Origin of the sequence: Streptomyces sp. NBC_00440 (genome assembly GCF_036014215.1) — a bacterium.
In the GTDB taxonomy this organism is placed as follows: Bacteria; Actinomycetota; Actinomycetes; order Streptomycetales; family Streptomycetaceae; genus Streptomyces.
Window position 1 is genome coordinate 3881005 of record NZ_CP107921.1, and the last position, 12478, is coordinate 3893482.

The window sequence follows — 12478 nt, forward strand, 5'->3', positions numbered from 1 at the left end:
TTCTGTGCGAGACGTAACCGGCGGCACACGCTGAGCCTCCGGCGCCGCACCGACAACGGGACGACAGGGCGGAATCGGGCGGTCCCCAACAGGCCCTGAGAGCCCGGCAGACGGCCCCGTACGAGCACCTTGCGGGCGGCCGGCGGGCGGACCGCCACAGTCCCGTACGGCGCCGAGTGGGGCGCGACACAAAAAAGATCGCGCTGGACCCGGCGGAGTCCAGCGCGATCAAAAACGGAAGTCCGTTGGGGCGGACGGCCGTCAAGTGGAGCTATAACGGGGCGAATCAGGTTGGGAGACCCGAAAACGCCCGATTTATTAGGGTGTTCAGGCCTCGCTGCGCTGCTGCGGAATACCCGCGAGCAGAGCACGGACCTCAGCCTCGCGGTACCGGCGATGCCCACCCAGCGTTCGGATGGACGTGAGCTTGCCCGCCTTCGCCCAGCGAGTGACCGTCTTCGGGTCCACGCGGAACATCGTGGCAACCTCAGCCGGGGTCAGCAGCGGCTCGGCATCAGGGGTGCGAGCGGTCATGAGCGGCCTCCTCGGGAGAACCGAACCATCTCGGTTCTTTCCTCTAAATTCTGCACCTTGACCCGCGTTGCCCGAAATGGCAGACACGGGCCGAGTCGGTTATAGGACGAACGGCTTGTCTTCGGCACTACAACTACACCATCCGTCCAGCCACGTCGGCCAAACCGATGGAATTGCCCTCTCAGGTGCTCATCAGCGGCCGAAGCCCGATGGACCATGTCATAGCGGACAGTCACGCCCCAGTGACGATCAGTCACATGGTCATCAGGAGTCATCAGACCCCCCCATAGAGTGCAATGCCGAGGAATCCGCCCTTACTTGGACGGACGGAGTCCTCCCCGGACTCCTTGTCCTATTTTGACACGAGGGTGGGGGATGGGCGCAAGACCCCAGTTAGTGCGGTCCGTCACGCTTGACGCAAAGGCCCGGATCAGGACCTAGGTCCCCGACCCGGGCGGTCCCCCGGACGAGCGACCCCGTCAGTTCGCCGTCTGCCTCGCCCGGACGGCCCGCCAGCGGTCCGCGAGACGCTCGTACGCCGCGTCCGCGGTCTCCTCGTCGCCCGCGCGCAGCGCGGCCACCGCCGCCGCCACATCGGCGGCCGACCGGTCCTCCTCCAGCTGCTCGTCGGACAGGGCGTGCACCAGGCCGCCGTAGTCGAGCTCGACCAGCGACCTGGGGTGGAAGTCCTCCAGCCACTTCCCGACGTCGACCAGCCCCTCGGTGAGCGGCCCCTCCTCGAAGTGCTCCCTGAGCGTCTTGAGCGACCGGGCCAGCCGGCGCCTCGCCTGCACCATCGGCGTCCGGTAGCGCAGGACCGGCGGCGCCCCGGCGGCCGTCCCTTCGCCGGGACCGGCCTTCTCGTACTCGCGTTCCTCGTCGTCGAAGAGCGTGAACCAGCGCACCGGGACATGCCAGACCGTGGTGCGGATCCACGGCCGCGCGTCCGGGTTCCGCTCCAGCCAGCGCCCGTAGTCGGCGACCGCCTGGAGGCGCACCACCGGCGGGAGCACCACGTCGAGCACCGGCTCCGGGTACTGCCCCGCCATCGCCTCCAGGGCCTGCCAGCCGCGCAGCCTGGTCCGCCAGGGGCAGACGCAGACCACTCCGTCCAGCTCGGCCACGAACGCGTCGGCGCTCTCGTGCACCGGAACGGCGACGGGAGGCGTCGGCAGCAGATCGGCCAGCGAGCGCCGGAGTTCGTCCTGCGCCGTCGGCAGGTCGCTGCGCCGCGCATAGCGGGCCCAGTGGTCGCGCTCGGCCTCCGGGAAGGCCGCCAAGGGCTCGTACACCCGCAGGTAGGACGTATAGGGGACGATCACTGAGGACACCACCGCCATAAGGTGAATCGTCCCATGTCGTTGCGCCACGAGGGGGTGATCCTCGGCACTGCGCCTGATCCGTGGACGCGCAGGGCCTAATCTGCTGCCATCCGGCCCTCTCCACCCGTAAGAGGGCCGCCGCCTCGTACTTGGGAGTCACCACCGTGACCGATATGACCGGCGTACTCGTCCCCGACGCCCCGGGCGCCCCGGGCGCCCGTGTGGACGTGCTGAACACCCTGTTCCACTCCGATCAGGGTGGGCACGAGCAGGTCGTCCTCTGCCAGGACCGCGCCTCCGGCCTCAAGGCCGTGATCGCCATCCACTCCACCGCCCTGGGCCCGGCCCTCGGCGGCACGCGCTTCTACCCGTACGCGAACGAGGAGGCAGCCGTCGCCGACGCGCTGAACCTCGCCCGCGGAATGTCCTACAAGAACGCTATGGCCGGCCTGGACCACGGCGGCGGCAAGGCCGTGATCATCGGCGATCCCGAGCTGATCAAGACGGAGGAACTCCTCCTGGCCTACGGCCGGTTCGTCGCCTCGCTCGGCGGGCGGTACGTGACGGCCTGCGACGTCGGCACCTATGTCGCGGACATGGACGTGGTGGCGCGCGAGTGCGCCTGGACCACCGGCCGCTCCCCCGAGAACGGCGGTGCGGGCGACTCGTCGGTGCTGACCGCCTTCGGCGTCTACCAGGGGATGCGGGCCAGCGCCCAACACCTGTGGGGCGACCCCGCGCTGCGCGGCCGCAAGGTCGGCGTCGCGGGCGTCGGCAAGGTCGGCCACCATCTGGTCGGGCATCTGCTGGCCGAGGGCGCCGATGTGGTGGTCACGGACGTACGGGAGGACTCCGTGCGCCGCGTCACCGGCAGCCACCCGGGCCGGGTCACCGCGGTCGGCGACACCGAAACGCTGATCCGCACCGAGGGGCTCGACATCTACGCCCCGTGCGCGCTGGGCGGCGCGCTCAACGACGCCTCGGTGCCCGCGCTCACCGCGAAGGTGGTGTGCGGCGCGGCCAACAACCAGCTCGCGCACCCCGGCGTCGAGAAGGACCTCGCGGACCGGGGCATCCTCTACGCCCCCGACTACGTGGTGAACGCCGGCGGGGTGATCCAGGTCGCCGACGAGCTGCACGGCTTCGACTTCGGCCGGTGCGAGAAGAAGGCAGCGAAGATCTTCGACACCACGCTGGCAATATTCGCACGTGCAAAGGAAGACGGCATTCCGCCGGCCGCGGCGGCCGACCGGATCGCCGAGCAGCGCATGGCGGCGGCCCGTTCCCGCAGTCACTGACCGTACGGACCCACTGACCCGCTGTCGGGGAGACGTGACTCACCCCCGTCGGCGGGTCGGCCGCCGAGAAGAGGTTAAAATCGCAGTTGACCAGCGAGGACGGGGCTCCTCGCCGGTTCTGTGAAGCGGCGCTACCTGCGGACGGCGTACCGTATGGCCGCGGAAGCAGGTACCGTTGAAGCCCTACGGACCGGACTCTTCACGGAGAGTCCGTTCCGAATCATGAACGGGTGTCAAGACTCTGGGGCCGTCGAGCCCCGTCACCGAGGGGGTCGAGCCATGGGGCGCGGCCGGGCAAAGGCCAAGCAGACGAAGGTCGCCCGCCAGCTGAAGTACAGCAGCGGCGGAACGGACCTGTCACGTCTGGCCAATGAGCTGGGCGCATCTCCTACGAGTCAGCCACCGAACGCGGAGCCGTTCGAGGACGACGAAGAGGAAGATGACCCGTACGCACAGTACGCGGATCGTTATAACGAGGATCAGGACGAGGACGACGAGTCCGGTCCTTCGTCTCAGCGCCGCGGCGCTTGACGTACAACACCTCAGAGCATTTCCCGGCGCGGCCTGTGGCTGCGCCGTCACACTGACCCGGTCCAGGGCCTGCGCCACGGACCGGGTTCAGTGCTGTCCACCCGGTGCGGACACGGGCGGTCCGCCGCGTCCGCACCGAACCGGTGTGTGAGCCGGTGCGCACTCCGGGCGACCGGTCCCGGTCCGTCCCTGTCCTGACCTGTTCCCGGCCGCCTACTTGGCGTAGTCCCCGGTCAGCTCGGCGCCCGTGGCGTGATCGCCGCGGCCGGTGATCTCTCCCGCGACCCAGGCGTCCAGGCCCCGGTCCTCGAAGGTCGCCAGCGCCGCGTCCACCGACTCCGCGGGGACGACGGCCATCATGCCGACCCCCATGTTCAGGGTCTTCTCCAGCTCCAGGCGCTCGACCTGTCCGGCCCTGCCGACGACGTCGAAGACCGCGCCGGGGATCCAGGTCGAACGGTCGACCGTGGCGTGCAGATGGTCCGGGATCACCCGGGCCAGGTTGTTGGCGAGGCCGCCGCCGGTGATGTGGCTGAAGCCATGCACCTCGGTCGTACGGGTCAGCGCCAGGCAGTCCAGCGAGTAGATCCTGGTCGGCTCCAGCAGCTCCTCGCCGAGCGTCCTGCCGAACTCCGCGATCTCCCGGTCCAGCGTCCAGCCGGCCCGGTCGAAGACGACATGGCGCACCAGCGAGTACCCGTTCGAGTGAAGTCCGGACGAGGCCATCGCGATGACGACGTCACCCTCGCGGATCCGCTCGGGACCCAGCAGCCGGTCCGCCTCGACCACACCCGTACCGGCGCCCGCGACGTCGAAGTCGTCCTCGCCGAGCAGGCCGGGGTGTTCGGCGGTCTCGCCGCCGACCAGCGCGCAGCCGGCCAGCACACAGCCTTCGGCGATGCCCTTCACGATCGCGGCGACACGCTCGGGGAAGACCTTGCCGACGCAGATGTAGTCGGTCATGAAGAGCGGCTCGGCGCCACAGACGACCAGGTCGTCGACGACCATGCCCACGAGGTCGTGGCCGATGGTGTCGTACACGCCCATCTTCCGGGCGAGGTCGACCTTCGTACCGACACCGTCGGTGGCGGAGGCGAGGAGCGGCCGCTCGTACCGCTTCAGGGCCGAGGCGTCGAAGAGGCCGGCGAATCCGCCGAGGCCGCCGAGGCCCGCGACCTCCGCGCGCTGCGTCTTCTTCACCCACTCCTTCATCAGCTCGACGGCGCGGTCACCGGCTTCGATGTCGACGCCGGCAGCCGCGTAGCTGGCACCGGCGGCCTGGTGCGGAGCGCGCTCGGAAGATTCAGCAGACATGGTTCTGGGACTTTCGTGTCGTCCTGCGGGGCTTACGGGCGACGGAGCGCTTCGGCGGCGGCGGTGCTCGCCGGTCCGGCCGCGAGCTCGGTCTCCAGCAGCTGTTTGCCGAGCAGCTCGGGATCGGGCAGCTCCATCGGGTACACGCCGTCGAAGCAGGCGCGGCAGAGGTTCGGCTTGTCGATGGTCGTCGCCTCGATCATGCCGTCGATGGAGATGTACGAGAGGGAGTCGGCGCCCATCGAGGTCGCGATCTCGTCCACGGACATGCCGTTGGCGATGAGCTCGGCCCGGGTGGCGAAGTCGATGCCGAAGAAGCAGGGCCACTTCACGGGCGGGGAGGAGATCCGGATGTGGATCTCGGCGGCGCCCGCCTCACGGAGCATCTTGACCAGGGCGCGCTGGGTGTTGCCGCGGACGATCGAGTCGTCGACGACCACCAGGCGCTTCCCGCGGATGACTTCCTTGAGCGGGTTGAGCTTGAGGCGGATGCCGAGCTGGCGGATCGTCTGGGACGGCTGGATGAAGGTCCGGCCGACATAGGCGTTCTTGACCAGGCCCGAGCCGTACGGAATCCCGCTGGCCTCGGCGTAACCGATCGCGGCGGGCGTGCCCGACTCGGGCGTCGCTATCACCAGATCAGCGTCCGCCGGAGCTTCGGCGGCCAGCTTCCGGCCCATCTCGACCCGCGAGAGGTAGACGTTCCGGCCGGCGATGTCCGTGTCGGGGCGCGCCAGATAGACGTACTCGAAGACACAGCCCTTGGGCTTCGCTTCTGCGAATCGGACGCTGCGCAGACCGTTCTCGTCGATCGTGATCATCTCGCCGGGCTCGACCTCGCGGACGAAGGCGGCGCCGCAGATGTCGAGGGCGGCGGACTCGGATGCCACCACCCAGCCACGCTCCAGACGGCCGAGGACCAGCGGGCGGATGCCCTGCGGGTCGCGGGCCGCGTAGAGGGTGTTCTCGTCCATGAAGACGAGCGAGAAGGCGCCCTTGACCTCGGGCAGCACCTTGGGGGCTGCTTCCTCGATCGTCAGCGGCTTGCCGTCGTCATCGGTCTGGCCCGCGAGGAGCGCGGTGATCAGATCGGTGTCGTTGGTCGCGGCCAGCTGCGTGGAGCGGCCCTGCTCCTTGGGCAGCTCGGCGACGAGTGCGGACAGCTCGGCCGTGTTGACCAGGTTGCCGTTGTGACCGAGCGCGATCGATCCGTGCGCGGTGGCACGGAAGGTGGGCTGCGCGTTCTCCCACACCGATGCTCCGGTGGTGGAGTAGCGGGCATGGCCCACCGCGATATGGCCCTGAAGAGAGCTGAGAGAGGTTTCGTCGAAGACTTGTGAGACCAGACCCATGTCCTTGAAGACCAGGATCTGGGACCCATTGCTCACTGCGATGCCCGCGGACTCCTGTCCACGGTGCTGCAGGGCATACAGTCCGAAATAGGTGAGCTTGGCGACCTCTTCGCCCGGAGCCCAGACACCGAAGACGCCACAAGCGTCCTGGGGGCCTTTCTCTCCGGGGAGCAGGTCGTGGTTGAGTCGTCCATCACCACGAGGCACGCCACCGAGTGTAGGCGAGATCGACCACTGGTCCGAATTGGGGATCCGTCGCGACGTCCCTTCTGACCGATAAGCGGCGCTATGCGGTGGCGCGGATTCCGGTCCCGCCGTGGGCCGTGAGCGTGAGCACATGGTGCTGGATTCCGTAGCGCACAGGCCCGTGCAGGACCTTGAGCAGCTGCCTCTCCAGGGTCATGGCGGGCCCCTTGCACATCATGCGGGTGGTGGTGAGAGGCCCGAAGGTGACGGTGTTCCCCGTGACCTTTGCCATACCGCTGACCTTGTTGCAGCCCAGGTTCCCGCGGACGGAACCGTCCTTGGCGAAGGTCAGCCGGGCCTTCCCAGCCGTGCCCGGCGGGAGGGTGGACATGCTCGCGCCGTCGGTCAGCGCGTCCACCTTCCACGCCGTCCCGACGAGCGGAGGGGTCCGCTCCGCAGGCTTCCGCGTGAGGGTCACGGAGTCGCCCTTCTGTGTACGCAGAGTGAGCTTCCCGCCGCTGAGGTGGACGGCGAGCTTGCCGGTGAGGGTTTTGCGGAGAGCGGTCTCGTAGCTCTGCAGGTTCTTCGGACAGCCGATGAGCGTGCTGGTGGCGGCGCCGACGGTGAGGGTGGCGCCCCTGACCGTGGCCGGCGCGCTGAGGTGGTTGCAGCCGGACGAGCCGTTCACCCGTCCCTTCTCGAATGCGATGCCGGCATCGGCCGGGGCCTTCCGCGCCTGGCCGCCCGCTGTCACGCTGTCGACGGTCCAGCCGGTCCCGGTGAGGGGGACATCCGGCTCGGCCGGGGTGCTCGAACCCGCTGATCCTTTTTCCGTGCCACAGGCGGCCAGCGCGACGAGGGCCAGGGCGGCGACGGCTGTACGTTGCGTGTGCATGGCGATTGGACGGGACGGGTGGGGTGTCCGGTTCCCCCTCTGCTTCGGTTCCTCCTCTGCTTCCGTTCCCCTCCCTCTGCTTCGGTTCCCCCTCTTCTTCCGTTCAGCTCATGACCGGAAGAAGAGCCGAGAGGTCGGCGCGCTCGCCGCTCGCCGCGACCTTCGCGCCGTCGACCGCCGTCTGCCACTCCGTACGCCCGGTGGCCAGCCGGATCCAGCTGAGCGGGTCGGTCTCGACGACGTTGGGCGGGGTGCCGCGGGTGTGGCGGGGGCCCTCGATGCACTGGACGACGGCGTACGGCGGGACCCGCACCTCCGTCGACGCACCCGGGGCCTTGACGGCGAGGGCGTCCGCGAGGAGCCGGGCGCAGGCGGCCAGGGCCTGTCGGTCGTACGGGATCTCCAGCCCGGCGGCGGCGTTCAGGTCGTCGGTGTGGACGACCAGTTCCACACAGCGCGAGACCAGGTAGTCGCAGAGCCGCATCGCGCCGACGCGGGTGGCGAGCAGCCGCTCGCCGTCGGCGCCGGGCAGCCGCTCGGCGATCCGGGCGGCGGTGCGGCCGAACAGCTCTTCCGGAGTGGAGGCGGCGGCGAGCGCCCGGACGTCGTCGGAGATCTGACCGGCGACCGGGGCGGTGGCGAACGGCCATTCCAGCAAGGTCAGTTCCTGGGCGGCCGGAGGCTCCTGGTCGAGGCATCTGCTGATGCTCTCGACGGCCATGGTGAGATGCGCGGCCAGCTCGCGCACGGTCCAGTCACCGAGCCGGGTGGGCAGCACCAGCTGGCCGGGCGTGAGGGCGGTCACCGCGCCCCTCACATGCTCGAACTGGGCCAGCACGGCGGTGCGGGTTCTGACGAAGTCGTAGCGGCGGGCGCGCTTCTGGGACGGCGGCATACGGATGAGCCTAGAGGGAGGGTCCGACAGTGACCCGTCCCCGCTCGGTCATCTGTGCGCCACGCACCGAACCTTGACCCGTCCACATCAAGCCACATATGTTCTACGGTCCGGCTCGTCAACCAAAACGGGCCGCTCGGCGTGACTTTGGGGGGACCGAAGTGAACTGGTATCTCGATGTGCTCAAGAACTACGTGGGCTTCAGCGGGCGCGCACGGCGCCAGGAGTACTGGATGTTCACGCTGTTCAGCATCATCATCAGCATCGTGCTGGTGATCATTTCCGCCGCTCTGCTCGACAACAGCAGCTGGCTCAGCGGCCTTTACAGCCTCGCCGTACTGCTGCCGACGCTCGCCGTGACCGTACGCCGCCTGCACGACACCGGCAGGTCGGGCGGCTGGATCTTCATCGGGCTCGTCCCGCTCGTGGGCTGGATCATCCTGCTCGTCTTCCTCGCATCCGAGGGCGAGCGGCAGAGCAACTCCCACGGTCCCGACCCGAAGGCGGTCGCCGGCTACTGATCCGGCCGACCGGCGCCCACCGCGGTCGCCCGGGGCATCACGGCCGGGCGACCGGCACCGTGACCAGCAGCGGAACGACGTCGGCCCCCAGGACCACAACGGGTCCCGGGGGCCGACCTGTCACGCGAGCCTGCTGTCACGCGGGCCCGCCATCACACCACTGGCCTCAGGCGAAACACCACGCCTCAGGCGAACAGCCCCGGAACCGTGGCCTCGTGTGCGCTCCTCAGCTCGCTCAGCGCGATGCTGAACTCGCCCTGGACCTCGATCTCCTCGCCGTCCACCACACCGATACGGGTGACGGGCAGACCCCGCGCCCCGCACATGTCGTTGAAGCGGAGCTCCTCGCTGCGCGGGATCGAGACGACCGCGCGCCCCGCCGACTCCGAGAACAGGAAGGTGAACGCGGACAGGCCGTCCGGGACGATCAGCCGCGCACCCTTCCCGCCACGCAGGCAGGACTCGGTGACCGCCTGGATCAGACCGCCGTCGGACAGGTCGTGCGCGGCGTCGATCATGCCGTCGCGCGACGCCGAGATCAGGATCTCCGCGAGCAGCTTCTCGCGCCCCAGGTCGACCCGGGGCGGCACCCCGCCGAGGTGATCGTGGACCACCTGGGACCAGGCCGAACCGCCCAGCTCCTCATGGGTGTCCCCGAGGAGGTAGAGCAGCTGGCCCTCCTCCGCGAACGCCATCGGCGTACGGCGGTTGACGTCGTCGATCACACCGAGCACCGCGACGACCGGCGTCGGGTGGATGGCCGCGTCGCCCGTCTGGTTGTAGAGCGACACATTGCCGCCGGTGACCGGCGTCCCCAGCTCCAGGCAGCCGTCCGCGAGACCGCGGGTGGCCTCGGCGAACTGCCACATGACGGCCGGGTCCTCGGGCGAACCGAAGTTCAGGCAGTCGGAGATGGCGAGCGGCTTCGCACCGGTGGTGGCGACATTGCGGTACGCCTCGGCCAGCGCCAGCTGCGCACCCGTGTACGGGTCGAGCTTCGCGAACCGGCCGTTGCCGTCGGTCGCCATGGTCACGCCCAGATTCGACTCCTCGTCGATCCGGACCATGCCCGCGTCCTCGGGCATCGCGAGCACCGTGTTGCCCTGTACGAAACGGTCGTACTGGTCGGTGATCCACGCCTTCGACGCCTGGTTCGGCGACGCGACGAGCTTCAGGACCTGCTCCCTCAGCTCGGCCGAAGTGGCCGGCCGGGGAAGCTTGTTGGCGTCGTCCGCCTGGAGGGCGTCCTGCCAGTCGGGCCGGGCGTAGGGCCGGTTGTATGTGGGGCCCTCGTGGGCGACCGAACGCGGCGGCACATCCACGATCTGCTCGCCGTGCCAGAAGATCTCCAGCTGTGAGCCCTCGGTCACCTCACCGATGTCGGTGGCGATGACGTCCCACTTCTCGCAGATCTCCATGAACCGCTCGACGTGCTGCGGCTCGACGATCGCGCACATGCGCTCCTGCGACTCGCTCATGAGGATCTCCTCGGGCGAGAGCGAGGAGTCGCGCAGCGGAACGGTGTCCAGCTCGACGCGCATCCCGCCCGAACCGGCGCTCGCCAGCTCGGACGTGGCACAGGAGAGCCCGGCGCCGCCGAGGTCCTGGATGCCCGCGACCAGCTTCTCCTTGAAGATCTCCAGGGTGCACTCGATGAGGAGCTTCTCCTGGAAGGGGTCGCCGACCTGGACAGCGGGGCGCTTGGCGGGTCCGGTCGACTCGAAGGTCTCCGACGCCAGGACCGAGACACCACCGATGCCGTCGCCGCCGGTACGGGCGCCGTACAGGATGACCTTGTTGCCGGTGCCGGAAGCCTTCGCGAGGTGGATGTCCTCGTGCTTCATCACGCCGATACAGCCCGCGTTGACCAGCGGATTGCCCTGGTAGCAGGCATCGAAGACGACCTCGCCGCCGATGTTCGGCAGCCCCAGGCAGTTGCCGTAGCCGCCGATGCCCGCGACCACACCCGGCAGTACCCGCCGGGTGTCGGGGTGGTCGGCCGCACCGAACCGCAGCGGGTCGACGACGGCGACCGGGCGGGCGCCCATGGCGAGGATGTCGCGGACGATGCCGCCGACGCCGGTCGCCGCGCCCTGGTAGGGCTCGATGTACGAGGGGTGGTTGTGCGACTCGACCTTGAAGGTGACCGCGTAGCCCTGGCCCACGTCCACGACGCCGGCGTTCTCCCCGATGCCGACGAGCATCGCGTCGTTGACCGGGACCTTCTCGCCGAACTGCTTGAGGTGGACCTTGCTGCTCTTGTACGAGCAGTGCTCGGACCACATCACGGAGTACATGGCGAGCTCGGCGCCGGTCGGACGGCGGCCGAGGATCTCGCGGATCCGCGCGTACTCGTCCTCCTTGAGGCCGAGTTCCTTCCAGGGCTGCTCGGCTTCGGGGGTCTCGGCGGCGTGCTTGACGGTGTCGAGGCGGCCCTTGGCGGCGCTCTCGTTTCGTTCAGTCGTCATGCGTTGACCAGCTTCTTCAGGATCGAGGAGAAGAATCCGATGCCGTCGGTACGCCCCGTACCGATCAGCGGCTCCACGGCGTGCTCGGGGTGCGGCATCAGACCGACCACATTGCCCGCGGCGTTGGTGACGCCTGCGATGTCGCGGAGCGAACCGTTCGGGTTGCCGTCGAGATACCGGAAAGCGACCCGTCCCTCGGCCTCCAGCTCGTCGAGCACCCGCTCGTCGGCCACGTAGCGGCCGTCGATGTTCTTGAGGGGTACGGAGATCTCCTGGCCGGCGGTGTAGTCGGCGGTCCAGGCGGTCTCCGCGTTCTCGACGCGCAGCTTCTGATCGCGGCAGATGAAGTGGAGATGGTTGTTCCGGAGCATCGCGCCGGGCAGCAAATGCGACTCGGTGAGGATCTGGAAACCGTTGCAGATACCCAGGACCGGGAGACCGGCCTTCGCCTGCTCGATGATCGTCCCCATCACCGGCGAGAAGCGGGAGATGGCACCGGCCCGCAAATAATCGCCGTACGAGAAACCACCCGCGAGGACGACCGCGTCGACCTGCTGGATGCCCTTGTCGCGATGCCAGAGCGAAACGGGTTCGGCGCCCGCGATCCGCACGGCACGCAAGGCGTCCCGGTCGTCGAGCGTGCCAGGGAAAGTGACGACTCCGATACGAGCTGTCACTTCTCTGCCTCCACCTTCACGGTGAAGTTCTCGATGACGGTGTTGGCGAGGAACGTTTCGGCGAGCTCGTTGATGCGGGCGAGGGCGGCGTCATCAACCGGCCCATCGACCTCCAGCTCGAAACGCTTTCCCTGACGGACGTCGGCGATTCCATCGAAACCGAGACGGGGCAGTGCACGCTGCACCGCCTGTCCCTGCGGGTCGAGGATCTCCGGCTTGAGCATGACGTCGACTACGACGCGTGCCACTGGCACTCCCGGTGTGTGGTGCGAAGGCGGTCCCATCACACTACCTGCCCACAGAATCTACGCGGGTAGATATCGGAGCGGCCCGATCACGTTCAGATATCGGCCCCGACAACCGACCGACAACGAACCGACAACACCGATGAAAAATCCTCGAAAAAATCCGCCTACCGGATTGCACTCGGACACGCGCATGTAATTGGGTGGGCTTCACAATGCGGCGCCTTCCGCTGTACAAAG

The 12478-nt window shown here is 68.6% G+C and carries 12 protein-coding genes; 3 read left to right on the forward strand and 9 right to left on the reverse strand.

Annotated elements, in window-relative coordinates; all coding sequences use genetic code 11:
- Positions 1–327 precede the first annotated feature (327 nt).
- Both bldC and OHB13_RS17475 read right to left on the reverse strand, forming a co-directional pair.
- Entirely contained in the window at positions 328–534 is a 207-nt protein-coding gene (bldC, locus tag OHB13_RS17470) for a developmental transcriptional regulator BldC (protein WP_003949541.1), read from the reverse strand.
- Between the two features lie 479 nt (positions 535–1013).
- Positions 1014–1874: a hypothetical protein gene (locus tag OHB13_RS17475; protein WP_266855412.1), complete on the reverse strand. Its 861-nt coding sequence runs from the start codon at positions 1872–1874 to the stop codon at positions 1014–1016.
- 155 nt (positions 1875–2029) lie between these two features.
- Between OHB13_RS17475 and OHB13_RS17480 the strand changes: the two genes are divergently transcribed.
- The gene (locus OHB13_RS17480) at positions 2030–3154 is read left to right on the forward strand and encodes a Leu/Phe/Val dehydrogenase (RefSeq protein WP_328380317.1); all 1125 of its coding nucleotides are present in this window, start codon (positions 2030–2032) and stop codon (positions 3152–3154) included.
- Between the two features lie 279 nt (positions 3155–3433).
- Positions 3434–3685: a DUF3073 domain-containing protein gene (locus tag OHB13_RS17485; protein WP_164263978.1), complete on the forward strand. Its 252-nt coding sequence runs from the start codon at positions 3434–3436 to the stop codon at positions 3683–3685.
- A gap of 213 nt (positions 3686–3898) precedes the next feature.
- Here the strand turns inward: OHB13_RS17485 and purM are convergent, their stop codons facing one another.
- The 4 genes from purM to OHB13_RS17505 all read right to left on the reverse strand — a co-directional run bounded on the left by purM (position 3899) and on the right by OHB13_RS17505 (position 8327).
- Positions 3899–4999 carry a phosphoribosylformylglycinamidine cyclo-ligase gene (purM, locus tag OHB13_RS17490; protein WP_328377731.1) on the reverse strand — a complete coding sequence of 367 codons (1101 nt, stop codon included), beginning with the start codon at positions 4997–4999 and terminating at the stop codon, positions 3899–3901.
- A gap of 32 nt (positions 5000–5031) precedes the next feature.
- Complete coding sequence (gene purF, locus OHB13_RS17495; protein ID WP_266855410.1) at positions 5032–6558, reverse strand: amidophosphoribosyltransferase; 1527 nt, start codon at positions 6556–6558, stop codon at positions 5032–5034.
- A 79-nt stretch (positions 6559–6637) separates the two neighbouring features.
- On the reverse strand, positions 6638–7432 hold the full coding sequence (locus OHB13_RS17500; RefSeq protein WP_328377732.1) for an META domain-containing protein: 795 nt from the start codon (positions 7430–7432) through the stop codon (positions 6638–6640).
- 103 nt (positions 7433–7535) lie between these two features.
- Positions 7536–8327, reverse strand: coding sequence for a maleylpyruvate isomerase family mycothiol-dependent enzyme (locus OHB13_RS17505; RefSeq protein WP_328377733.1), 792 nt, complete (start codon positions 8325–8327; stop codon positions 7536–7538).
- A 161-nt stretch (positions 8328–8488) separates the two neighbouring features.
- On the opposite strand from OHB13_RS17505, the gene OHB13_RS17510 reads away from it, so the two are divergent.
- On the forward strand, positions 8489–8848 hold the full coding sequence (locus OHB13_RS17510) for a DUF805 domain-containing protein (RefSeq protein WP_266855407.1): 360 nt from the start codon (positions 8489–8491) through the stop codon (positions 8846–8848).
- A gap of 185 nt (positions 8849–9033) precedes the next feature.
- Here the strand turns inward: OHB13_RS17510 and purL are convergent, their stop codons facing one another.
- From purL to purS, 3 genes are read right to left on the reverse strand one after another with little or no spacing between them, the layout of a single operon-like run.
- A complete protein-coding gene (gene purL / locus OHB13_RS17515) occupies positions 9034–11316 on the reverse strand; it encodes a phosphoribosylformylglycinamidine synthase subunit PurL (protein ID WP_328377734.1) in 2283 nt (760 codons plus the stop codon).
- Positions 11313–11993, reverse strand: coding sequence for a phosphoribosylformylglycinamidine synthase subunit PurQ (gene purQ, locus OHB13_RS17520; RefSeq protein WP_164263992.1), 681 nt, complete (start codon positions 11991–11993; stop codon positions 11313–11315). Before purQ ends, purL begins: the two co-directional genes overlap by 4 nt.
- Entirely contained in the window at positions 11990–12241 is a 252-nt protein-coding gene (purS, locus tag OHB13_RS17525; protein ID WP_266855405.1) for a phosphoribosylformylglycinamidine synthase subunit PurS, read from the reverse strand. Before purS ends, purQ begins: the two co-directional genes overlap by 4 nt.
- Between the last annotated feature and the right edge of the window lie 237 nt (positions 12242–12478).